This is a genomic window from Streptomyces sp. NPDC085866 (genome assembly GCF_044541035.1).
GTDB lineage: Bacteria > Actinomycetota > Actinomycetes > Streptomycetales > Streptomycetaceae > Streptomyces.
In genome coordinates this window covers 145,614-168,831 of record NZ_JBITSQ010000017.1, presented here as the reverse complement: position 1 = coordinate 168,831, position 23,218 = coordinate 145,614, and the positions used below count along the sequence as shown (strand labels likewise).

At 68.1% G+C, this 23,218-nt stretch carries 17 protein-coding genes and 2 pseudogenes; 9 read left to right on the top strand and 10 right to left on the bottom strand.

The window, feature by feature from the left end:
• Nucleotides 1-16 precede the first annotated feature (16 nt).
• The 6 genes from ACIF83_RS36045 to ACIF83_RS36020 form a co-directional block, all read right to left on the bottom strand.
• Complete coding sequence (locus ACIF83_RS36045) at nucleotides 17-1,402, bottom strand: hypothetical protein (RefSeq protein WP_399733392.1); 1,386 nt, start codon at nucleotides 1,400-1,402, stop codon at nucleotides 17-19.
• 327 nt (nucleotides 1,403-1,729) lie between these two features.
• Entirely contained in the window at nucleotides 1,730-3,007 is a 1,278-nt protein-coding gene (locus ACIF83_RS36040; RefSeq protein WP_399733389.1) for an IS701 family transposase, read from the bottom strand.
• Between the two features lie 52 nt (nucleotides 3,008-3,059).
• The gene (locus ACIF83_RS36035; protein WP_399733387.1) at nucleotides 3,060-4,523 is read right to left on the bottom strand and encodes a UvrD-helicase domain-containing protein; all 1,464 of its coding nucleotides are present in this window, start codon (nucleotides 4,521-4,523) and stop codon (nucleotides 3,060-3,062) included.
• Nucleotides 4,520-4,996 carry a hypothetical protein gene (locus ACIF83_RS36030; protein WP_399733385.1) on the bottom strand — a complete coding sequence of 159 codons (477 nt, stop codon included), beginning with the start codon at nucleotides 4,994-4,996 and terminating at the stop codon, nucleotides 4,520-4,522. The genes ACIF83_RS36035 and ACIF83_RS36030 overlap by 4 nt, the downstream gene beginning before the upstream one ends.
• A gap of 3 nt (nucleotides 4,997-4,999) precedes the next feature.
• On the bottom strand, nucleotides 5,000-5,869 hold the full coding sequence (locus ACIF83_RS36025) for a DUF6083 domain-containing protein (protein WP_399733383.1): 870 nt from the start codon (nucleotides 5,867-5,869) through the stop codon (nucleotides 5,000-5,002).
• A gap of 173 nt (nucleotides 5,870-6,042) precedes the next feature.
• Entirely contained in the window at nucleotides 6,043-6,306 is a 264-nt protein-coding gene (locus tag ACIF83_RS36020) for a helix-turn-helix transcriptional regulator (RefSeq protein WP_399733380.1), read from the bottom strand.
• 614 nt (nucleotides 6,307-6,920) lie between these two features.
• On the opposite strand from ACIF83_RS36020, the gene ACIF83_RS36015 reads away from it, so the two are divergent.
• The 3 genes from ACIF83_RS36015 (at nucleotide 6,921) to ACIF83_RS36005 (ending at nucleotide 9,594) form a co-directional block, all read left to right on the top strand.
• Nucleotides 6,921-7,529, top strand: coding sequence for a hypothetical protein (locus tag ACIF83_RS36015; protein WP_399733377.1), 609 nt, complete (start codon nucleotides 6,921-6,923; stop codon nucleotides 7,527-7,529).
• Nucleotides 7,530-7,714: 185 nt separating this feature from the next.
• Nucleotides 7,715-8,350, top strand: coding sequence for a hypothetical protein (locus tag ACIF83_RS36010; RefSeq protein WP_399733374.1), 636 nt, complete (start codon nucleotides 7,715-7,717; stop codon nucleotides 8,348-8,350).
• Nucleotides 8,351-9,123: 773 nt separating this feature from the next.
• Nucleotides 9,124-9,594, top strand: a complete 471-nt coding sequence (locus tag ACIF83_RS36005) for a hypothetical protein (protein ID WP_399733371.1) — start codon at nucleotides 9,124-9,126, stop codon at nucleotides 9,592-9,594.
• 48 nt (nucleotides 9,595-9,642) lie between these two features.
• Here ACIF83_RS36005 and ACIF83_RS36000 read toward each other — a convergent pair whose 3' ends face one another.
• On the bottom strand, nucleotides 9,643-11,022 hold the full coding sequence (locus ACIF83_RS36000) for a hypothetical protein (protein WP_399733368.1): 1,380 nt from the start codon (nucleotides 11,020-11,022) through the stop codon (nucleotides 9,643-9,645).
• A gap of 858 nt (nucleotides 11,023-11,880) precedes the next feature.
• Entirely contained in the window at nucleotides 11,881-14,325 is a 2,445-nt protein-coding gene (locus tag ACIF83_RS35995) for a Helicase associated domain protein (protein ID WP_399733365.1), read from the bottom strand.
• Between the two features lie 206 nt (nucleotides 14,326-14,531).
• On the opposite strand from ACIF83_RS35995, the gene ACIF83_RS35990 reads away from it, so the two are divergent.
• The 6 genes and pseudogenes from ACIF83_RS35990 (at nucleotide 14,532) to ACIF83_RS35965 (ending at nucleotide 21,424) form a co-directional block, all read left to right on the top strand.
• A complete protein-coding gene (locus ACIF83_RS35990; RefSeq protein WP_399733362.1) occupies nucleotides 14,532-15,488 on the top strand; it encodes a TniQ family protein in 957 nt (318 codons plus the stop codon).
• Nucleotides 15,489-15,621: 133 nt separating this feature from the next.
• Nucleotides 15,622-16,332 (top strand): hypothetical protein, encoded by a 711-nt coding sequence (locus ACIF83_RS35985; protein WP_399733359.1) that lies wholly within the window; start codon nucleotides 15,622-15,624, stop codon nucleotides 16,330-16,332.
• Nucleotides 16,333-16,425: 93 nt separating this feature from the next.
• Nucleotides 16,426-18,699 carry a transposase gene (locus ACIF83_RS35980; RefSeq protein ID WP_399733356.1) on the top strand — a complete coding sequence of 758 codons (2,274 nt, stop codon included), beginning with the start codon at nucleotides 16,426-16,428 and terminating at the stop codon, nucleotides 18,697-18,699.
• Nucleotides 18,700-18,746: 47 nt separating this feature from the next.
• Nucleotides 18,747-19,766 (top strand): TniB family NTP-binding protein, encoded by a 1,020-nt coding sequence (locus ACIF83_RS35975; RefSeq protein ID WP_399733352.1) that lies wholly within the window; start codon nucleotides 18,747-18,749, stop codon nucleotides 19,764-19,766.
• 83 nt (nucleotides 19,767-19,849) lie between these two features.
• Nucleotides 19,850-20,302 (top strand): annotated as a pseudogene (locus ACIF83_RS35970) (TniQ family protein); the annotation flags it as partial.
• An 861-nt stretch (nucleotides 20,303-21,163) separates the two neighbouring features.
• Nucleotides 21,164-21,424: a hypothetical protein gene (locus ACIF83_RS35965; RefSeq protein ID WP_399733564.1), complete on the top strand. Its 261-nt coding sequence runs from the start codon at nucleotides 21,164-21,166 to the stop codon at nucleotides 21,422-21,424.
• A gap of 425 nt (nucleotides 21,425-21,849) precedes the next feature.
• Here the strand turns inward: ACIF83_RS35965 and ACIF83_RS35960 are convergent.
• Nucleotides 21,850-22,110: pseudogene (locus tag ACIF83_RS35960) on the bottom strand (sigma factor-like helix-turn-helix DNA-binding protein); the annotation flags it as partial.
• A complete protein-coding gene (locus ACIF83_RS35955; RefSeq protein ID WP_399733348.1) occupies nucleotides 22,107-22,373 on the bottom strand; it encodes a hypothetical protein in 267 nt (88 codons plus the stop codon). The pseudogene ACIF83_RS35960 and the gene ACIF83_RS35955, both read right to left, overlap by 4 nt.
• Nucleotides 22,374-23,218: the final 845 nt, after the last annotated feature.

Genomic DNA, 23,218 nt, shown 5'->3' with positions numbered 1-23,218 from the left:
GGTGGGTCGGTGAACGTCAGCGCTCGCGACGCAGGGAGACGCGCAGGGCCCCATTGTCGTCCCGGCTCAGGAAGAGTCCCGTGCCCTTTACGTTGGTCACGAGTGGCACGATGGTGCCGCGGTCGAGGACCTTCGCAGTATCCGGGCCCTCGTTGAGATCTACCTGCACGGCGGCAGGTTCAGTGCCTTCGGCAGTCGAGTCCTGTTGGACCGCTCCGTAGGCGGTTCCGTCGTCGCGGATTGAGACGAGCATGATGTCTTTCCGGTCGCCGCTCTTGGCCAGACAGATGCCCTTCTTGCGCTGCAGGTCGAAGACGATGGGCCCGGCGGCGAGATAGCGGCCGTGGGGTGATGCGACCGCGCCGTACTCACGGTTCGATCCGTAGTTGCCCGCGTTAATGTCGTCGTTCAGGTCGTAGCCGCAGGTCATGGATGCCAGAAGGCGTCCTGTCCCCAGATCGTGCACGGACCACACCGGATTGGCGGCAGTGCCGTCCTCCTTGTCCGGGGTCTGCCAGCCGGCGAGCACGTGGCCGTCGATGACGCCATAGGCCAGTCCGTTGAAAGGAGCGAGGTCGCCGGTCCGCTCGGTACCGCTCGGGCGTACGGAGTCGCTGAACCAGTGGCCCGCCAGGCCAAACCCTCCGTTGTCCACACTAACCAACGGGCCTTCCGGGGTGGCCGCGATGACACGGCCTCCCGCGCAGTCGGCCTGGCCGCACGGGGACAGCAGGTCATCGGGATGGTCGTAGGCGGTGCTCTGACCCGTCACCACATTCACCGCAAACGAACGTTCCGGGTACAGGCCCGAGTCGACCATATTGCCCAGGCCGACCAGCACCCGGCCACCGTACGCAGAGACCCGCACCGCGGGCTCTCCCTGTACCGGCAGATCGATCTGCCGTAGCGGCTTCACCGACGTGCCCTGCCCGTCAGCGGCGTACACCGCCAGTCTGACCACCGCGGAGCCGTCGTGCAGTGCGTCCTTCCCCTGCACGCCTTGGGCGTAGGTGACGATGTACTCGCGGCCCTCTTGATCAACAACGGTCACACCTGGCGTCTGCGACGACTCGGCATCGCTGGGCGTGGGTATGTCCCATGGCGCTGAAGACCACTTGATCCGCCCCGTGTCAGCGGCCCGCACGATGGTGGTGTAGCCGTTTGCAGCCCCCTGAATGCTGGCCACCTCACCGGCGCCCGGCACTGCCACCACGGGTACGTTGGCCGCCCGCTTCGGAACCCCGCCGAGTGCCGTGTCCCATCCCTCGCCCGGATCATAGGCCGCAGGCAGTCTCAGTTTGGCGAGTGACTTCGCCTGGTGAAAGGGATTCAGAGGGCTGCCGTTGCTGTCCTTGTGGCCGCCGCCTGCCGGGTCGCTGCAGCCCGCCAGCGATACCGCCACCAGTACTAACGCTCCCGTCACTGCCCGAACGCGCATGCCGTGTACGTCCCCTTTGCCCCCGTGACGGATCCGTCGGACCGTCGGTGACCATCTGACCGCCGACCGTATCAAGAGACCGGACAGCTCCCAACGCAGGCGCCAACGTCGAAGGCCAGGTCATCGCGGGGACTAACCTCGCGTTTGCGCCGGAATCGCCATCCCGGCGAACCTTCCCGGTCAGAGCCCTAGTAGGACTCCGTTAGGTTGCTCTGGCTCTTGAGTTTGGGCTGGTGGCGGATGTTTTGGGCAGGGGGCGGTGGCAGGTGGTGCAGGTGCCGGTCCAGCAGTTCAGCAGGTCCTGGACGGCGTCGAGGATCTGGTAGAGGGTGAGCCCGCCGTATCGGCTTTTGGGGCCAGCCGCTGCTCGGTGAGGAACGCGTGGGCTGCGGTGACCAGGGTGACGTGGTGATGCCAGCCGTTCCAGGATCGTCCCTCGAAGTGGTCCAGGCCCAGGCCGTGCTTGAGTTCCCGGTAGTCGTGCTCGATGCGCCAGCGGATCTTGGCGAGTCGGACCAGTTCAGCCAGCGGGGTGTCGGCGGGCAGGTTGGACAGCCAGTAGTCGATGGGTGCTTCGGCGCCTTCGGGCCATTCGGCCAGCAGCGTGACCTCGGGCAGGACACCGTCCCAGTGGCCGTCTTCGGCGGTGGCGGCGGCCTGGGCCAGGCGGCGGGCCCGGACCCCGGCCGGCCGCGCCCGCAGTGCCAGAAAGCGTGAGCGCATCGGTCCGCGGGAGCCTTCCCGCCAGGTTGCCTCGGTGAACGCCTGCCGTCCGTGACCAACGGCTAAAACGGACACAGAGGACGGCTTGTCCCGGTAGCGGGGCTGCGGCCTGCGACCGTTCCCGGACCAGGCCGGGCTGGTAGGCCGCGCGTCGTGCGGGTGGACGGTTACGTCCGCACGGACCGCCACGACATATCCGATGCCCCGCGCGCTCAGGCCGTCGCGGAAGTCGGCGTTCTGCCCGTAGCCGGCGTCGGCCACCACCACCGGCGGCACCAGACCCCACCCGGCCAGCTCGTCGAGAGTGTCCAGGGCCAGGCGCCACTTCTCCCGGTGCCCCACCTCTGGCGGTATCCCGGTCTTCTGCCGCCGTGGCGCATCGTGCGCCCACTCCTCGGGCACGAACAACCGCCACTGCAGTGGACAGGAGGCGGTGTCGGAGACCGCGTGCACGCTCACCGCGACCTGACAGTTGGCCTGCTTGCCCAGCGCTCCGCAGTACTGGGGAGCGACCGCCACCGACATCTTCCCGTCCTTGGGGAACGAGACGTCATCGACCGCCCACGCATCCGGGCCGATCTGCGGCACCATCCGCTCCGCGATCCGCCGCCGCACCGGCAGCGGGTCCCAGGTCGACTGGTTCACGAACTGCTGCAGGTTCTGCTCGTTGCCGTCCGGCAGCCGCTCCGCCATCGGCTGGATCGATTTGCGCCGCCCGTCCAGCATCAGCCCCCGCAGATAGCAGTCACCCTTCGCCCGCTGATCCTTGCGCGGCACCGACGCGAAGACGTCAGCCACGAATAACGCCAACTTCGCCCGAGCACGGTTCACTTCATGTGCGTCCACACCACCAACATGCCCCCAAACACGACAGCGAGACAGACCTAACGGAGTCCTACTAGTCAGATGTTTCGGGGGTGTCGTGGATCCAGGACAGCCCTCCGAGGTCCAGGCGCTGGCGGGTGCGGGTGACGGCTACGTAGGCCAGGCGGGCTTCGGCATCGTCGATCGGATCGGGAAGCGTTGCGGAACCGCTCTGCCCGCCCGGTTGCTGATCTTTGGGCCGGGCGAAGTCGTCGGCGATCAGCACGCGAGGCCATTCACGTCCTTTGGCCTTGTGGGCGGTGGAGATAGTGACCAGGGCGTGTGGTTCGGGGACGAGTTGGCCGACGGCCGCGAGGATGGCGTCGGTGCCGTGGGTGTCGACGAGGTTGACCAGCGGCTGCAGGTCGCGTCCGGCGGGGTCGTGGGCGGCGTAGTCCTGCAGGTCACCCCAGGAGGGGAAGAGGATCAGTTCGGGGTGGTGGGTGCGGTGGCCTTCTTTCAGGTCGTGTGCCGCCTGGGCGAGGGCGCGCAGGCTGTTTCCTCCCCCGGTCAGGGCGACCCGCTGTCCAGCGGCCATGAGGGTCATGACGTGGGCCATGGCGCCGACGTTGGTGCGGCACAGGACGGCGTCGGGGCTGGTGACGGGGCCGATTTCGGTCGGTACGGCGGGGGTGCCGGTGAGGCGGATGGGGGCGTCGGCCAGGTGCAGCCAGCGGTTGGCTTCCTCGGCGAGGTCGGGTCCGAAGCGGAAGGACTGCGACAGGGTCAGGTGGGTGCCGTTGAAGCCGGTCATGACGTCTTTGGCCCCGCGCCAGTGGTAGATGGCCTGGGCGGAGTCGCCGACCATGACGAGCTGGGCATGGTCACGCTGGTTAAGGAAGATCTGTTCGACGACGGGGTCGGTGTCCTGGGCTTCGTCCAGGAGCAGGTAGTCGGCGTCCAGTTTGGGCTGGGTGAGCGCCCAGATCTTCAGGTAGTGGTCGTGTTCGAAGCGGACGCAGCCGTCGTCGGGGTTCTGCAGGTCCGCCCAGGCTTTGCGGGCGATGGGGACGATGTGGGCGGCGAGTTCGCGGTGGAGGTCTTTGTCTTCCAGGCCGCGCAGTTTCGGTACGTGATGGCGGGTGATCTGGTTGTCGGCGGTGTGGCAGAAGCGGGTCACGGTGCGCAGGAGGGCGTTGGACAGGGCCCGTTGGGAGATTTCGCGTTCGTCGATGCGGATGGCTTTGGTGAGGCCGAGGGCCTGTCCGGTCTGCCAGGCGGGGCGGCGGGGTGCGTTCAGGCGGCGGGTGTAGCGGTGGCCGACGGCGGCGTAGGCCAGGGCATGGGTGGTCTTGCACTGGACGGTGCGCGGGAAGCGGGCGGTGGCGTCGTGGGCGATGGCCCGGTTGTAGGCGAGGTAGCGGCCGCGGCGTGGGGTGGTGCGGGCGAGCAGGGCCAGGGTGGTGGTTTTGCCGGTGCCGGCTCCGGCTTGCAGAGCCAGGTGTTCTCCGGCGTGGAAGGCGTCGGCCGCGGCGGTCTGTTCGTCGGTGGGCTTCACGGGGTGGGGTCCTTGGGGAGTCGGGTAAGTGCATGCCCGACGACAGCGAGCAGGCGTGCGGGGGCGGAGTGGGCCAGCAGTTGGAGTACCTCCTGGTGGAGGCGGTCGATCTCCTGCATGGCGTGGTCGGCCAGGGCCCGGTGCACGGCCAGTTCCAGGAAGCGTTCCGGGGTCAGGCCGTCTCGGCCGGCTTCGGCGGTGAGGACGGCGTGTGTGGCGGGCGGGAGAGCCACGTTGAGCAGAACCTTGTGCTCTGCGTCGGGGTAGTGCGTGGTGATCACGTCGATGGGCAGCCGGTCGTTGAGTCGTCGCCTCAGTCGGCGTGCGGCCTGGTCGGGTGTCTCGGCTTTGACGAGGGCCATCAGGCGGGTGGTGTCGTGGTTGGCGGCGAGCGGCATGCTGCGGCAGGCGGTGTCGAGTTCGGCCTGGTTGAGGGGGCGGGTGAGGGTGATCTCCAGGGCATGGTGCGGCATCTGTCACCGGCGGTGGTGGTGGTGCGGCGCAGGGGCTGGCAGTTGGGTGTGGATGTGGGCGGTGTGGAGGAGCGGGTCGAAGGGTTGCCAGCCGGCCAGGGCCAGTTCGGCTGCGGTGGGGGTGGCTGCGTGGATGGTGCAGCGTTGGGCCCGCCAGCGCAGTTGCTCGGCGTAGGGCAGGTGGCCGAGGTCGTAGAGGGCGATGTGTGTGTCGGGCAGAGTGAGTTGTCCGCGTCGGGGCTGGGTGGGCAGCAGCATCCAGCGTCCTGCGGGGCTGGTCTGGTTGAGGACGGGGTGTGTGCAGCGGCGTCTTTGGCGGGTCTGGGCGACGCAGCGGATGTCTTCGATGGGATCTTCGCCGAGGTAGGCGACGAGAAGGATGCGGACGACGGGCCGGGCGGGTTGCTTGTCACCGCTTTCCGGGACGGTAGTGGCGGGCGTGTGGGATGCCGGGGTGAAGGCACCGGTGTCGACCAGGCGCCGGGAGCGAAGGGCCAGTTGGCGGCGCAGTGGTGTCAGGCGGGGGCTGCTGACTCGCGTGTGGGGGCTCTGCTGCGGGCAGAGGGCGGCGTGCGGGATGCGGCACCATCCGCTGCCGTCGTCGTGGGGGTGGGCGATGCCGCCGCTGAGGTGCCAGCGGCAGGCTTGGGAGACGTCGGCGGTGGCTACTTCCGTGGGGTGCAGGGCGATGGGCCGGTCGTCGGGGCGCGGGTACCAGTCGACGCGGTTGCCGCAGTAGCGGCAGCGGCCATTCTGCCCGGCGCGCAGCAGGCGGCTGGGACTGTTTGGGGCGATGTGCAGGGAGCGGCGGGGAGGGATGTGACGGGGGCTGCCGTCCCAATGGTGGTCAGCGTGTGCGGGGTGGGAGCGCATGGCGGCGACCGTGCCAGGTGCCGCGCCGATGGCTGGTGGCGGCTTTCGGGGATGTCACGCGATCGGCCCAACCGGCGGGAACACGCGCCCGAAACGTGGATCTGTCGTTCGATGCCGTCTCGCCTGTGCGGGTGATCTCTCCTATGCCGCGAGTGGCCAGCGGCATTGCCGGGTCAAGGCTGTGGCGCGTCGGGGGCGGGATGCCCCTCGCACAGGGAGGTGAGGAAGCGTTCGATGGGGACGCCGAACGCATGAGCCAGGGCATGCCAGGTGGTGAGGCTGCCGGTGGTCCGGCCGTGTTCGAGGTCGATGAGGGTGCGCCTGGCCAGGCCGCTGCGTTCGGCGAGTTCGTCGAAGGTCCATCCGCGCTCGCCCCTGAGCCGCGCGAGTTCGACGCGCAGCGCGATGAGGTTGGGGTCGGGCGGGAAGATCGTCACCCCACCATCCGACGGTGCAGACATCTGCCCTGTCAGTGCAGACCTCTGCACTATTTGTCCGGAGGAGTGCCACGGTCACGGTGCAGAGATCTGCACTACCGTGCGTCCGTCCCAGGACGCCCGACTGCAGGCATCTGCGGTTCTTCGGCGTGGACAGACAGGAGGACGGTCGGCCGATGAGGTTCGGCGGTGCCGCGGTGCGGCGGATCTGGACGGTGGAACTGCGTCCACGGGCAGGTGGGCCGAACCTCGTCTGCGCCCATTGCACCGCCCGCACATCTGCGTGTGAGGCCGCATCCGCTCGGTCCGCCGCCCTGGCCCATCTGGCCTGTCACGCGCGTGCTGACTCCTTGCCCGGGCATCTGCGCACATGTCAGTGCCGGGCTCAGGGCTGCCGCTGGCATCCGCGCCACCGCGGCTGCGCCGGCCCGGTACTGCTCGCCCTCACCCGAGACCGCAGCGGCCGCACCTGGCGGCTGGCAGACACCTGCGCAGCCTGCGCGGCCGCCACCAGCCACACAGCCGTCGTCCCCGACACACAGCTTGGCAGGCCGCACTCCCCCACCCTGCCGGCGCCTCCACGTGGCACTCACCGGCTTGGTGCGGAAGAACGCATGCGGGTACAGGAGGCGCTCACCTACCTCGCCACCGCCCTGCCCCGGTTCACCTCCCCCGCCGCCCGCATGCTCGCCCTGCAGTGCGCCCTGCGCGCCGACACCCATGGCCACGCCCGCCTGCCCGCAGGACTGCTACGCAGCATGCGCCTGCACGGACGCACGGAAATCTGGGAGGAACTCGCCCACGCAGCCTGGCTGCACTCCCCCGACCTCAGGTCAACGCCGGTGGAGGTGCAGCTGCTCGACGCCGCGATCCTGGAGCAGGTCCCGGGTCGAAGGGCGCGCTGCCGAGCCGCCCACTGGGCGCTGCGCCCCACACCCTTGCACCTGTCCGCGGCCTCGCCGCCCGCACTGCGGTTGATCACACTCGTCCTGGCCGCACACACAGGCGACCGCACTGTGCACAGCGTCGACATGGACGTGCTCACCCGCCTGAGCGGGCACTCAACTCATCAACTCGAAGAACTACTCGACCGGCTGGTCGCCGTGCACGCACTCGCAGCCTGGCACCACAATCGGTACACCGACGAGGTGTTGTGGCAACCGTTCGTGCAGCACTCAAGGGTGGGGCCTGCAGCACGGCGTCCGCGGCCCATCATCCGGTAGCGCACTTCTCGCCGGAGATCCCACGCCAAAGCCCTGACACCGGAAGGCGTTGCATGCACAGCGGAAACAGGGCTTCCCACCCGTATCATCGCCGCACCAGGGCACGCTGCGGCCGGAACATCTCCCCTCACCGGCTGCAACCGCCCTCCAGGGCTTCGGCCCGGCCATCAACCCAGGAGAGACAGATGTCCGAAGACACAGCCATCAACACCGAGTTGACTTCGCAGTACACCAGTCAAGTGACCAGCGACCTAGAACGCAACATCAAGGAGCGGGAACGGATCACGGCAGAACTCACCGCACTCCAACAACAGTTGGCCACACTGCAGCATGACCACACCGTGCTGGTCAGCATCCAACAGGCCCTCGGCATCCCGACAACAACCCCTGAGCCTGCCGACGCCGACATCGCCTCTGTGCCCTCCCCCAGGAAGAAGACAACGAAAGCGCCTGCCACTCGTCGGACGGCGAAGACGGGCACGGGGCAACAGCCCAGGACCAAGAAGCAGCCCGGCACGAAGCCCGCTCCCAAGAAGACGGCAGCGAAGAGTGCGCGGCCTACCCTGGTCACTCTCATCCACGGCCACCTCACCGAGCAGAGCGAACCCCGCTCCGCGGCAGAGGTCGCCGAGGCACTCGGCCACGCGCACCCAGACCGCAACATCGCAACCACGGTCGTACGCACCACCCTCGAAAACCTCGTGGCCAAAAGCCAGGCCCAGCGCACCAAGCAGGGCAGCTCTGTCTTCTACACGGCCGTCAACGCGTCGGAGCCGACGGCCGCACCCGCAGACGGGGTTCAGCCCGAAACTGCCGGATAACCCGCGGACCTACACGGCTGTCCGCGGGCTCGTGCTCGCCTGTCGTTCGGCGTTGGTCAGCGCTCCCGGACGGAAGCTCTGTAGTTGTCGGTCTGGCGGAGCACTGCCACGGTCTGACTTGGTGCGGGCCATACTTGGATGAGGTACCACTCGGTGATCTCGTCCGGGGCGAGGTCGATTGCGGAGTCCCGGCCGCGGGCGTCGATGGGCAGCCGATAGTCACCAGGCCGTTGAAGGACAGCACAGGCAACTCTTTGTCGAGGTCTGCCATCAGACCTCGCATCACGAGTTCTCCCGTCACCGAGCGTAGTGAGACTTCGGCGATCTCGTCCCACTCAGCAGCCTAGGGCTGCGGTACGTCTGTGTGGAAGGTGACGGTGACGTCGACATCGCCGGCGTGGATGCTGGTGAGGTCCGCCGCAATGCCGTCTTGGACCTGGACGAGACTGTTGTGCCCGATGGACACGTCAGGGCCGCCGGGAACTGCAGGACGCGCGACCGGCGACCCGTACGGCTCCTTCCCCACGCGGTCGCGGCAGGTCTCCGCACACCTGTGCCGGAGTTGGTCGCGGCCATAGATGACGTACCTGATCACTCGTCGTCGATGGCGTCCCTGTCGCAGAGTGGGCGAAGGCCGCGCGAGTGCCAGGCCAGGTCCCACGGCGTTAGGGAAGCTTCCCGTGTGCCTTCCGGAAGTTGAAACCCAAGCGCACGGACGGCGGCGTACGATCACCGTAGGGATCTCAACGCGTTGATCGGTATGGGGAGCCAGCGTGGCCGAGTTGATCCGCCAGCAGGATGCGGACGTGGAAGTGGACTTCTACGGTTTCGCTCTGCAAGACGTCGATGACACGCTGGTGCCCCTCGAGTACCCGGAGGGGCGTGAATCCGGGGGCACGTTCCTGACCGCCCACGAAGCGCGTCTGGACATCGAGAGCGCCGGACACACCCACACCGCCACTTTGGCCGCTGAGGTGTGGGACACGGAGCCACCGGCCGCTGACGATCGCGGGGACTGGGAGGAGCGGGGAGAAGCCGTTCTGCACTGCCCGTCGGGGGAACTGGCCCTGTGGGGTGTCACAAGCGGGCCCCGTGAGACCTACCTGCAGCTGCCGGAGAAGGACGTCACGTGGCGGGTGCGGGTGTACTGCGAGGGCCGCCAGGAAGTGCGGCGCCTGGCACAAGAGGGCGTTCCTGAGGGCATCGAGCACTACCTGGTGCAGTTCTGGCCGACCGGCAAATGACGCTGGGCCAGGTCCCCTTCCCGGAGGTCCTGGCCCAACTAAGACCGGCTATGAGGTGATCTTGATGAGGAAGCCGTCGTCCATGCCGTCGATGATGCGGTTCTTTTTGTAGAACTGGCCCAGCAGGATCCCGGCGTCCTGGTTCTGCCGAGCCTTGACGGGCAGGACGGAGAAGTTGTTCTTCTCCGCATGCGGATCGAACCGGGGCTGCGCGCACCCTTGGTAGGTGCTCTGGAAGGGGAACTCGTCGCAGTCCTTGGTGCCGTGATCGGCGTATCCGGCGCCGAAGTAGCGGCGGCAGTTGCTCACCGCGGTTGAATGGTTGGCCTTGCGGCGCCGGTCGTCCAGGAACAGGCGGAACAGCGGGTCGGCGGGGGTCTGTCCGGCGATCTTCTTGTTGTGGTTCGTCGGCTTCGTCGCGCCGGGGTTCGTGTAGGCCTTTTTGATGTGCGCGGCCACTCCACGCTCGGGCGCGGAGGCGTTGGTGCTGTAGACGAGGGTTGCCAGGTAGCTGAAGGAGGCGGCGCCCCGGTTGTCGGGGTTGGCGCCGCCGGTCGGGTTGCTCAGGTACTTCCCGGCGTCCCAGCGGGGTGCGAACATCGCGGGCTTGCCGACAGCGGGGCTGTCACCGACCCAGCCGGGCGGCAGGGTCAGGGTCACGAGCGGCTGGTACACGGCGAAGACCACGTCCGCTTTGCCCGAGCCGGTGCCCTGACCGGGCTTATAGCGCACGGTGTGCGTGAAATGGGCGGCGGGCATCCGCTGCAACTGGTCGAACGTCCTGGTGACGGGCAGGTCGCCAGCGATCTTGGGGTTGGCGCGCGAGGGCCAGTCTTTCGGAATGGTCCCCTCGAGCTTGATCTTCAGGCCACTGGTCGCGGTCGTGTTCTGCTTCTTGAAGTTCACCGCGTCGTAGTCGAAGTGGATGGTGCGGTCGTTCTCCTTGACCGTCCCGCGGACGTAGAGGTCGAAGGAGCTGGTGCCGATGGGCTTGTCGTGGGTGCGCATCCAGATCGTGATGACGTGGATGCCGGTGCACACCGCGAACCGCGACTTGATGTAGATCGCGGCATCCCCACGCATGTGTTTCTCGCAGTCGGCCAGCGACATGGTGTGCGCCGGCGTCGGATACGACACCGCCGCCGGGCCCGTCGCTTTGACCCGCCGCGGCGGCAAAGGCTTCGGAACCGATGCAGGCACCGACATCCGCGTGCCGAACTTAGCCGCAGGTCCGACCGTCTCCAGCGCCGTCTGCCCGGCCGCCAGCCGACGGCTCTGCTCCCCCAGCTGGGTGCGCGTGGCAGGATCGCTCAGCTGCTTCAGAGTCGGCACCGGAGTGCTCATGGGCAGCATGAGAGTCTGGGCATGCAGGCCCTCCCCCGGAATGGCAGCAGCTCCCGGAGCAGCCGCCCCCGTCAGCACCCCCATCGTCAGCAAGACAGCCGCTCGGACGCGGACACGACGAAGCCATGGTCTGTGGCTCAACGAAACCCCCGGTCATACACGGCAACGGGCTGCCCCGCCGCCTGTTCACCACCACCCTTATCGAACAAACGCTCCAACCATCGGATGGGGTCCAGGAAGTGGCGTGATCACCCCCGACTCTGGCCGAGAGACCGCCCCAACATCCATGGGAGGGCTGTGTTCCGGAGGTGGTGAGAAGACATCGGCCGCATCGTGCCTCGATCGGCGGAACGCTGACGCAGGCATCACCCCGTGCAGTACGAGTCGTTGGGGATGCGGCATGACCGGACCGGCCGGAAGGTGGCCAATGGGGCCGATAATCCTCGTAGAGGCTTCAGTTCCTGCGGGACGGTCAGTGGCGGGAGCGTAGGTTCACGGCACAAATGACCGCGCTCACAGGGCCGGAGGGCTCGGGGACCTCCACAGCCCTGGAGACGCGTTCCATGTGCTTGGCTTGGGGCAGGGCCAGGCAGGTGACGGTGATGCCGCCGGTCAAGGCTTGCGACGCACTGCGACTGGTCTTCCGTGCGGCCGGCGCACGCTGGTCCGCAACCCGGGAACGGGCCGCCGGGGGCGTGGTCTTCTGTAACCTGAGTGATCCTTCGGCTGCCCCGCAGCGTCTGCCGGTCGGCACCGGCAGGAACGGGAAGGTCACTGCTGCGGATTTCGCGGCGGACCTGCTGGGGCTGCCGCGCACGAGGCGTGGGAGCCGCTGTGCTCTTCTTCCACACGATCAATCCCCTGATTCCAGCTGTTAGCAGGGCCAGAGCCAGCGCAGGATCCGGTCGGCCCCATGGACGCTGGTGCATCGGGTCCGGTCTCTCATCGGAGGGGGAGGTGAGCTGGCCGGGTCCACGACAGATCTGGTTCGGGCCACCAGGCGTCGCCGCCGAGGACATCCTCCGTGGGGCCCATGTGGGTGGGGGCTGGCCTGAAGACGGGGTCCAGGTCGATCCCGAGCGCGGTGAGGGCCGTGACTTGGGGTGTGGTCATCTGCGCGGTGTCGCTGCGGCATCTGCGCAGCCACTGGCCGAGGAGGACCTCGTCACCGTGGACGTCTTCGCGGTGGGCCAGCGGAACATCAAGGTGGCCTTCGCGCTGCTGGAACTGGCGGGCCGCCGTCAGACCGCGGCTGAAGGCGCGGGCGCGGGGTGCGGGATCGGCCAGCAGCAGCATGGTGTGGGGGTGCAGGTGGGGATGCTGGGCGGCGAGTTGGGCCAGCAGCCGCACCTGCTGGGGATGCAGGGTGTGCAGGTTGGTCAGCTGGTGGTTCAGCCAGGTCGCAGCCTCCTCGCCGGAGGCGGGCGTGGGAGTAGTAGCGGAGACGCGGGAGGTGAGGGCGAGGTGGGTGTAGTCGTGTTGCCAGGGCACGCCCCAAGGCGGGTTCCACCAGGGGTCGACGGCGTTGAGGGCATCGACGCGGTCGTCGTGCAGCCTTTCGTCTACAGCCAGTCGGCGCTGCCGGGCCAGCCAGCGCACCAGTGGCCCGTCGTTGGGTGAGGGGGCTCGGGTGACGGCCAGGGTGCCGTGGTGGGCGGCGAAGGCGATGGCCTGTTCCAGGCGGGCTTCGAAGCTGCCTTCGGGGTGGGGCCAGGAGATGTTGAGGCTGGTCAGGGCGAGGGCGCGCTCCGGGATGAGGCTGCCGTGGGCGTACAGCGAGCGTTGCTGGCCGAGCCAGAGCCCCAGGGGGTATCCGGTGCGGTCGGTGTGCTCGCTGGGCACGTCGAGGTGTCCGCGGCGTTCGAAGTAGCGGATGGCGGCCTCCCAGCCGACCTGCCACAGTCCGGTGTCGACCTGGTGGGTGCGCAGCTCGGTGACGGTGGCGACTTCCCCGGCTCGCTCGGGCGCCGGGGGGCGGGGAATGGTGCGCCGGAAGTCGGTGTGGTCGCCGCCCAGGCGCCGCCAGTAGCGTGAGTCGTGGGTGCGCAGTCCGTTGAGGACTTCCCAGAGGATGGCGAAGTCCGAGGAGTGCATGGCCTGTTCGGTGCTTTGGTGGGGGCCGATGTAGACGGGGACGATCAGGACGGCGATCTTGCCGGCGCCCGGGGGTTGGCGCAGGGCACGGCCCAGTGCCTGGATGATGTCGGAGGCGCTGCGTTTGGGGTCGGCGAACAGGACGGCGTCCGCGTCGGGCACGTCGACTCCTTCGCCCAGGACTCGGACGTTGGACAGCACGGCCCCGTCGACGGAGTCGGCGGGGCCGGTACGGCGGCGCAGCAAGGGGATGCTTTCGAATTCGGCCAGGAACTGGGCGCGCAGGCGGGATGGCTGCCCGCTGTGCAGGGCGTGGGCCCACAGGCGGCGGATGCGGGTGTTGGCAGCGGCGGCCTGGACGGTGTGGGGCAGGGTGTCGCTGAACTGGCGGGCGTAGGCGATGCGGCTGTGGAAGCTGATGACCCGGCGGATCCGGTGGGTTCTCATCGCGTGTAGCAGGCAGACCTGCAGGGCGGCCAGCCGCAGTCCGTTGGGGTGACGGGATATGCCGTCGATGGTGAGGATGTCGCGCAGGTCGTCGTCGGTGATGACTGGGGCGACGATGCGGTAGTCGGCGAGGATGCCGCGGTCGATGGCGTCGGCGAGGCCGAGGTTGTAGACGACGGGCCCGTAGATGGAGGCGTCGTCCATGGAGGCCAGGGGTTCGGATTTTTCGTCGGGCTCCGGTGAACGACGGCGGCGGCGTGGTGCGGTGGGGTCCTCGGGTTTCCAGATGCGGGGGGTGGCGGTCATGTAGAGGCGGCGTTCGGCGGGGATCTCGCGGTCGTGGTGGATGGTGGCCCACTGCTTGTTGCTGCTGCCGCTGCTGCGGTGTGCCTCGTCGATGATCACGATGGCCCAGGGAGGGAGCCGGTAGTGCCGGTGGGCGCGGGTGATCGCGGGGAGAGACTGGTAGGTGGTGAACACGACGCCCGGGCCGGGGAAGGCGGCCAGGGTGCGGGCGATGCGGGCCGGGTCGGTAGTGGCGGCGAGGCGGTCCCCGGAAAAGCTCACCGTGGTCGGCTTGAGTGTGCAGACGGCGAGCATGCGGGTGATGTGGCTGTCAGCGTGCCAGTGCCAGGCGGTCTGGCTGATCAGGTTCAGGGAAGGGACGACGACAAGGATGTGTCCCGGGCCGGCGAAGTGCTCGGCGATCCGGATGGCGGTGATCGTCTTTCCGGTGCCGGTCGCGGAGATGATCGTGGCCCGGGGCATGCGGGACAGGGCCCGCACCGCGGCGTCGTACGCTTCACGCTGGTGAACCCGCAGTTGTTTGACACCGCTCTCCGCCACAGCCGGGGCTCCCTTCGCGGGACGATGCAGGCAGCAGCTGTCCGGCCGCATCCCACTGACGGTGCGGCGGACGCTGAGTCGACCTTGCGTCAGCCGCGTCAGCCGTTCAAAGCTGATACGAAAAGTCGTTACCGAGATCACAGCGCACGGTACGAGCCGGGGCACCGAACGGGCGTGGACGTGCTGGTGCGCGGTGGAGGTGAGTGGTGGAGCGTGTGCGGCCGCTGCCTTACCGGACGCCTCTGCTCGACAGCGAGTCGACCGGTTCCTATGTGACGCGGCTGGCCGCCCGTCACGGACAGTCCGTCAGCCAATTTCTGGCCACGGTGGGCGAGGGGCTGTCCGCCGCCGACGTCGCTGCGCGGGAGAGCGAACTGTATTTCAACCGGGCCGCACGCCAGCGGCTGGCGGCGATGACGGGACGGCCGCTGGTCCAGCTGACACGGGCGCTGGTGAGCCTGCGCGATGAGCACCTGCTGCCCGACTCCCCCGGCGTGCCGGCATGGAAGTGGCCGTGGCGGCCGCACGCTGGGTCCTTGGTGCGCGGGTGCGCGCTGTGCGCGGCCCGTCGCGGTGTGCTGGATCCGGTGTGGCTGATCAGACCGGATCCGTGGCACATCTGCGTGCGCCACGGCCGCTTTTATGACGACTCCCGCGACGACCGGGTTCCCTTCATCGACCTTTCGCCGGGCCCGCATGTCCTCCAGGCCGAGCGGTGTCGGCTCCGGCTGGTGGGCTCGGGCCCGGTAGGCCGGCTGCTGGTCGCTGATGCCTTCGGTGTCCTGGCGCACGAGGCCGTGTCACTGCTGCGTCTGGGCGGCGGGCGGACCACGCCATTGCGTCTGCTGCCCATTGTGGTCCGTGTCGCCTCCCGGATGGCCTCCCTGGAACGGCGCCGCTTGGAGTGCCGGCTCGGGCCGGACGAGCACCAGCGCTGGCGCGACCAGGCCAGCAAGGATCTGGGATGGCGGCTGGGGACGGCCCTGGACGCGTGGAGCCGGCAGCATCCGCCGCTCAGGCGTGAGGGGGCCGAACGCCTGCAGCAGCGCTGGCAGCTGTTGTCGGCCGCCCCGCACAAGGACGTGCCGGAAATGGCTTCCGTCGACAAGCTGACCTGCGTCCCCTGGGAGGTGCTGGCCCGCGGCCCGCGGCCCTATGGCTGACCTGCTGGTCCGGCGCCGGGGCGGCTGGAGCTGTCGCCCCGGCGCCGCAGAGTGTCGCCTAGCATCGGGGTCAGCACTGCCGGGCCGACTGGGGCCTGGGGGATGTCAGGCGCGGAAGGGAATGCCCTGGCCGATGGACATACAGGTGCAGTATCGCAGCGCGGCAGGCCGCACCTGCCGCGACGAGCCGGCTGGGCTGCGGGGGGTGCCGGTCGAGGAGCGTGAGCCTCTGTCCGAGCCGCGCGCGTACAAGGGTCGCCGCTCCATCCTGACCAAGTGGGTCTCTGCCACCGGGCAGGTGGTGTGGTGCACGAGTACGGTGCAGTTGGACGCGGCGATGCTCCTCGACTTCGACCCGGACATCGCGTGCTTCCAGTCCCGGGTGGTGCAGGTGCACTGGGAGTTGGACGGCCGACGCGGCACCGTGGAGCCTGCGTTCGTCGCCCGCACCCGCGACGAACGCAGGCTGGTCTTTGCGCATCCGCCGCGCGACGGGGCGGGCGTGGAGGAGCGGGTGCTGCGGCAGTCGGCCGATGGGGCGGGCTGGGAGATACGCCCGCTTCAGGCACCGCAGGGGCTGCTGCGGTGCTCGCTGGAGATCGCCGCGCACTTTCGCGGCGCCGAGTTCGCTGCCGACGACCGTGCCCGTCGGGCGCTGCTGGATGTGTTCGCCACGCCGCGGCCGCTGCAGGCGGGCGCGGCGGCTTCGGGCCTTGGGCTGAAGGCGTCCGGCTATGCCTGGCATCTGGTGTGGACGGGTGAACTGACGTGGGACTGGACCAAGCCGCTGCTGCCGACCTCGCCGGTGTGGGCCAGCCAGGCGGCTCCTGCCGGGGAGGCGTAAGGAATGGCGACGGCCGTGATGCAGGCGGATACGGGAGAGCAGGCCGGGCTGCGGCTGGGGGCGAGGCTGCGCTGGGAGGGCGGTACCTACCGGGTGCTGGTGCTGCAGGGCGCGGAAGTGCAGCTGGGCTGTCTGGACGAGGAGGGGCGAGACGCCCGTGCCCTGGTCTCGGCCGTGGTCGGCGCCGACGACTTCGCTCTCCTCGACGAGGATCTCCAGGAACTCGAGCAGGAGCAGGTGGCGGACACCAGCCGTCTATCCGTCCTGTCGGAGGCCGAGTTGAAGCTGGTGCGGGACTGGGAGCGGCATCTGCGGGAGATCGACGACGGGGTGCCGCCGGACGCCGAGGAGGGCGCGATGCCGCGCCCCGGCTACGACCCCGACCAGTTCACCGTGCGCCAGCGACTTGCCGCCAAGGCCGCCGAGATGAAGGCGCTGGGCTTCAGACATGCCTCGGCCGGCACGATCGAACGGCGCAGGCGCGCGTATCAGGCGCGTGGCGTGTTCGGGCTGATCCGTGAAATCGTGCCCGGCTCGCCCTGGGGACGCACCGACGAACGGGTGGTACGGCTGCTGCTGGCGGAGGTCAAGGCGGGGCTCGGAGAATCCGACGGGGACGGCAGCCGGTTGTATGAGCGGCTGCAGGCAGCTGTCCGGCGCGAGCACAAGGCCGAGTACGACGACTTGATGATTTCGCGGGCCACCTTCTACCGGCTGCTGGGACGGCTGGGCATCAAGGCCGCCTCCTTGCACTGGCCCACCGACCGGCGCTTGGACGAGGCCAACGGCGCCGTGCCTCCGTACACGCCGACCTTCGCGCGGCGGCTGGGCGAGCAGGTACAGATCGACTCCACCGGCCTGGACATCATCGCGATCGGCGACGACGGGCGGCCGGTGCAGGTGGAGTTGACCGCAGCGATCGATGTGGCGTCCCGGACCATCATCGGGGCGATGATCGTGCCGAAGGTGCCGGGCCGGGGCCCCCGGGGGCGGCGGCTGGGCGGCCGCGCCACCCGTTCCTTCGACGCGGTACTCATGCTGGCCCAGGCCCTGGCCCCGATGCCCGCCCGGCCCGGCTGGTCGCCGCAGGCTTTGGCGGAGAACTCCGAGATGCCGTACGCGGATCTGGTGGCGTGCGATCCGAGGATGGCCGGTGCGGCCGCCCGGCCGGTGATCCGCCCGCGGATGGTCGTTGTCGACCACGGCAAGATCTTCAACAGCGAGCACTTTGACGATGTGTGCCGGATGCTGCGCATCAAGGTCCGCCTGGCCCGGGAACGTACCGCCACCGACAAGGCCATCATCGAGAGCACCTTCAACGCGATCAAGCGCCGGTTCTCGCAGTACGTCGCCGGCTACACCGGCTCCGATCTGAAGCGGCGCGGCAAACACGTCGCCGAGGGGCCGCTGTGGAGCCTGAACGAGTTGCAGGACCTGCTCGATGAGTGGATCGCCCTGGACTGGCAGCAAAAACCGCATGACGGGCTGCGCAGCCCGTTCCTGCCCGGCCTGACGATCAGCCCGAACCGCATGTACGCCACGCTGGTGGCCGCCGAGGGTCATGTGCCGCTGGCGCTGACGCCGCACGAGAACCGCAAGCTGCTGCCGTTCAACTATCTGAGGGTGACGGACAAGGGCGTCAGGATCGGCAACCGCACCTACAACAGCGAGGCCCTGCAGGAGTACAAGAACCGGCACTCCGGGATCCCCGGGAAGGGAAAGCGCTGGCAGATCCGCTACAGCCCCTATGCGCCGCGGTTCGTGTGGCTGTGGGACCACACGAAGGATGACTGGGTGGAGGCGGAATTCATCCACCAGCGCCTCATCAGCGACGAATGGACCCAGTGGACCTGGGAGCAGGCCACGCTCACCGTGCTCGAGGACGGCGGCCACAAGGAAGACCAGCGGCGCATCGCCCGCGAGGTGTCGGCGCTGCGCGAGCGGGCCCGGAAGGGCCCCGACGTACAACGCCCTCGCGTTCCGAGCCTGTTCACCGGGCCTGTGCTGGACCTGGACGTCCCCCAGGCAGACCCGTATGAGGGGGTGCCCGATCCTGACCCGGCCGTCGTCGTGCGTGCGCCGTCTCTGCCCGGGGATGCCGCACGCATACTCTCTGCAGGCTGGCCCGGCCCCGGCCTCATGGCCGCGGCATCGCGGCCGGATGGGGAGGTTGCCGTCGAGGACACCTGTGAGGGGGATCCTGCACCGGCGGGGCCGGTCGAGCGGTACGGTTCCCTCAGCCTGCACGGCAGCGCTGCCGATGTCTTCGACCGCCTCCATCCCCGTACCCCCATCGAGCGCTGGTCCGCCGACAGCCATCCATCGTTGGACGACGCACACGACGAGGAAGACGGAGAAGAGACGTGAGCCGGGAAGAGCTGATCCGTTCCTTCGGCCCGAACGTGGCCGGTGCGGTGACCGCGCCCATCGACGTGTCGTTGCTGACCACGCTTGAGGGTTGGAATCGTGAGGCCTCGCGCCGGCTGGCCGCGCCTGATCTGGCCGACTGCGCCCCCAAGGGCACACAGGTCGGCCTGCTCGATCCCCGCCTGATGTACCACGGCGACATGCTTCCTGTGATCACGCCGGCGCTGCGGCGGGGGCTGCTCGATGCCAGGCGTCTGCTGCGCAAGAGCCTGTTCAGCACGCTCGGCCGCAGCACGGACCTGGTCCTTGACGGAGACCGTGGCACAGGCAAGAGCACGATGCTGATCCAGATCGGCCGCGGCTTCCAGGCGCTGATCGAGCAATACTTCGGCCCCGACCCCAACCGGATCCCGGTCGTCTTCATCACCGTTCCACCGGAAAGGGAGAGCAACCTGCACTGGTCACTGCCCTTTGCGGAGTTTCTCGCCCTGAACCACACCCTGAACCCCCAGGACCGCACACGCCGTACCGTCGACATGACCGAGCCCGTCGCCCATGTCATGAAGCAGGCGGGCACCCGGCTGGTCCTCGTCGACGGCATCAACCGCGTCCAGGACAACGAGATCAGGGCCGCCTTCGACTACTTCGAAGCCCTGCAGGACCGCACCAACGTCACCTTCATCTACTGCGGCACCGGCGCTCGCGAAATCGTCCACGAAGCCCGCTACGACAAACGCCGCAAGAACCTCCCCGACGTGGTCAAAGGCAAGACCTACTTCAGCGACCTGCCCGTCCTGTGGGCAGGCGTCATCCCCTACGGCGACGACTGGCACAGTGTCGTCCAGGCATTCGAAGAAGATCTGCGCCTGTACGACCACAAGCCCGGCACACTGGTGAAGCTCTCCCGCTACCTGCACCAGCGCACCGGCGGTTACATCGCCTCCCTCAACGACCTGATCTGCCAGGCCGCACAAGAGGCCATCGAAACCGCCACCGCAAGTGCACCGGAAGCCATCACCAAGCAGCTCCTGGACGACATCCGCATCGGCCGCGGCGACAGCCGATGACCAGCCAGCAGTCGCGGTGGAGAGCCCGACGGCACCACGGTCAGGCCGTCTCTCGCCAGGAGAGTTGAAAGGCTGACCGACGCATGGCACCACCAAGAGGGCCGAGGCCGTGCAGTGTGCCTCTCCACCGTGCTCTGCCCCAGCAAGTCCGTTTCATCCACGCGGAATCGGCCGGCTCCTATGTGTACCGCTTGGCGTCCGCCAACGGGCTAGAGTTCGCCGAGCTCCTGGACCGGATCGGCCGAGGCCGCAAGGCGCTGCCAGCCCTGGGTTCCGCTGAGTTGTACCTGAACACGACGGCGCTCTCGCGGTTGTCCGTACTGAGCGGCCGCGATCGGGAGCTGCTCCAGTGGGCACTGCCGGCTGCGCGCTCGGAGCACCTGCTGCCAAGCGTGCGTACCTATCCCGCCTGGCGCTGGCTCCCTCAGGAGAGTGGACGGCAGTACCTGGTGAGGGCTTGCAGACTGTGTGCCGCAGCCCGAGGAGTTCTGCAGACGGTGCACGTCTGGTCCGACATGCCGTGGCAGGTGTGTCTCCGTCACAAAACCTGGCAGGACGCCCAGCACGGCCGGGACTCCTGGGCGCAGTCGGCGGAGGCCATGGCGTGGATCCTCCCGGCGCATCGGCGTCGTCTCGTCTTCGAGCAGCGTCTGGGACAGATGGGTCGGCCCCTCTTCGCCGACGCCTACATGACCCTGATGACCTGGAAGCAGCAGGGCTGGATGCTGCCTAGATGGCTCGAACGGCTGCAGTCCCTTCAGGGCGGCGGCGACAGCATCAGCGCCATGCTGCCGTCAGTGGTGATGTACCCCGAAGCGGTCGAGCTGGCGCAGTTGTTCGGCCAGTACGAACGTCAGCGGATCACAGGCACGCTCAAGGAGCACGAGTGGTGGTGGCAGCTCGCGCGCACAGTGGTCCAATGGGACGCGCCCTCAGGATGGCCTGTGAGGACAGGTACAGATACAGATGAGGCGAGGGAACCCATCGACGCCTGGATCGCCCATCACAATCCTTCTGGAAGGCCACTGCGCAAACTGTATAAGTTCTCCTTCAGTCATCCTCATCGCTGGACACAGCTTCACCGTCATCGCCGGTTGCGGCTGCGGGAACCTCACGAAAGCGCGGACCGGCTCATGCCCTTGGAGAGGGTGTCCTGTTTTTCCCTGCCCGGCGCCACGGCGAGTGCGAGCACGTCCCAGGCCAGGAGGACGGGGGTATCCCCCGCAGACTCGTCCGCAAGTGCCGAGCCACGGGCCGCCGCCGTACGCCAGCCCGGGACAGTACCTCAGGGAGTAGGAAAGCGCCCATCGGGGCAAAGCAACGCCGGACGGGCAGCCACCTCGCCGGCCCGGCTCTCCAACGGAACTGTGAGGATCGTGTCCGAGTCGCCGCGTGCCATGAATCTGCGTTTCCGAGACCCGGAGCAGCTTGCTGCGATCGCAGCTGCCGCCAGGCGCGAGGGAGTGAGCATGCAGGAGTACATCCTCTCCGCTGCGTACGCTCGCGCGACGGCGGTGGAACAGCGCTTCCTCAAAGCCTTCGAGGAATCGATGGACCGGAGCGGTGCTGCGTTCGCCTCCGAGACAAGCCGCACCGATCACCATCGGGTACAGCGAGCTGCCGAACAGCTGGCGCGCCGGGGGTTGGAAACCTCGTGACCGGGTCCGCTTCCTGCGGGCTGCCGTAGTAAACATCGATATCTGCACCAGCGCACCGGCGGCTGGTATCCGGAGGCTTTGCTCTGCGCTCTTAGCCTCCGATGACTGTCTTGAAGGCGTTCTGACCGTGCGGGATTGCGACGTCGGAGGGGGCATGAGGTGGCGCCGTGGTCTGGGTGACGGGGCCCACGGCGTCACGGTTCCTGTCTTCCGGCCCGCCTCCTAGCTCGGCATGCGTTCTGGCGGCAGGCGTCCGAGCAGTACTTTCTGGGGCGGCCGACCTGTCCCGGCGGCCGTCCGAGAAACCGCATCCTGCAGGGTGCATACGCACAGGGGATGAGGGCGTTCTCGCCGTATGTACCGGCGATCTCCTTCACCTTTCTGGAGGGTGCGGAGAGGGGGCCGTTGCCCCCGCCTCCAAGGTCATAATCCACGAGCACCTGGCTGCGGGACCTATGCCGCAGTTTCGACATCGTCTTTGAGCTGATCTGCAGGACGCGGTGGATGGTGAGGCCCAGTTCCTGGGCGATCACATGGGCCGGGACGCACAACGCGACATGGGCGGTGACCACGTGCGCCTCGCGCTCGCTGAGAGTGTCGAGCACCGAGTCGAGTTGCTCGGCCAACAGGATTCGTACGGCCCGGTCCTCCGCGAACGTGTCGGGCACTGCCTTGCGCCGGGTCATGCCGCACCTCCAGAAGTCCCGTCCTGGTTCTCACTCTGCTCCGCCGACGGCGTCGGTGGCTGGGGATCCGGCTGGGCGGGAACGCCGAAGAGCAGGGCGAGTGCGATGAGAACGCGCGCCAGGTCCTGACCGTCGGTGAATTTCTTGAGCACCATCCGGGTGATGGCGTACTTCAGGCAGGCCTTGATCAGGGTGACACCCAACAGGCCGCTCATGACCAGCAGCAGCACGTGCGGATCGAGCGATGACAGCAGGACGGACACGGGACTCCTCGGCGCGGAAAACACAAAAGGCCCCGCGCGGAGGAGCGCAGGGCCTTCATGGGCATGAAAAAAGCTCCCATCCGGCAGGACAGGAGCTATGTCGTCACGAGGGCACACTAATCCCCTCGCCACACCCCACTCTAGCTGATCAACTTCACTTTGTCAGGCGAGAGTTGGAAGACCGAGGAAGGGGTGACCGCGACGTTTCCGCAGGTCGTGCGAGGGGCGTCAAATGCCGAACAAGAAGGGGCCCCCGGTTACCAGTTTCGTGACATGCCCGGCTCGCGGTATTCGATGACCCGATGGCCCCAGCCGGCAAGCAGTCCGACATCCCCCCTTCCCCAACCTGTTCGGCGCCGGCGACCATCTGCGCTACCTGGACGCGGATTCCGACATCGACCTCGCGGCCTGGCTGCGCGGGCTCACGGATCCGGATTTCCGGCGCTGGAACACGCCGCGGAACCGCGCATCGGCCCGCTTCCCCGGGAGCATCGGGGCGCCGCATCCCTCACACGTCCTTTCCGCAACTCCCAATGCTCTTCCTCCCCTTGACCCCACGTCAGCTCTCGGCAACAGCAGGGTCTGAACCTCTTACGTCAGCCGGACCCGGCCCGGTCAACTGCGAGCCCGCACCCAAACGACGAGGAGGCTGGCGGCTCGCCCTGAGTGACCGCCGGATATGGTCACAGCGCAGCCGATCCTCTGCCTCACTTAAGATCGTCTCACTGGAAATGCAGTCCCGTCTCAGTCCCTGAAGCTTCGCAGGTCACAGCACTGACTTGCGGATTAGACTCCACTTGATCACATTCTCACTTTCTGCAGCACCGCAGTTCAGAGAGCTATCA

Coding starts and splice junctions, on each gene's coding strand:
- ACIF83_RS36025 (WP_399733383.1), bottom strand. CDS start 5,869: ATGCGCTCCCACCCCGCACACGCTGACCACCATTGGGACGGCAGCCCC.
- ACIF83_RS35985 (WP_399733359.1), top strand. CDS start 15,622: ATGGACATACAGGTGCAGTATCGCAGCGCGGCAGGCCGCACCTGCCGC.
- ACIF83_RS36015 (WP_399733377.1), top strand. CDS start 6,921: ATGCGGGTACAGGAGGCGCTCACCTACCTCGCCACCGCCCTGCCCCGG.
- ACIF83_RS36010 (WP_399733374.1), top strand. CDS start 7,715: ATGTCCGAAGACACAGCCATCAACACCGAGTTGACTTCGCAGTACACC.
- ACIF83_RS35965 (WP_399733564.1), top strand. CDS start 21,164: ATGAATCTGCGTTTCCGAGACCCGGAGCAGCTTGCTGCGATCGCAGCT.
- ACIF83_RS36030 (WP_399733385.1), bottom strand. CDS start 4,996: ATGCCGCACCATGCCCTGGAGATCACCCTCACCCGCCCCCTCAACCAG.
- ACIF83_RS36000 (WP_399733368.1), bottom strand. CDS start 11,022: ATGGGGGTGCTGACGGGGGCGGCTGCTCCGGGAGCTGCTGCCATTCCG.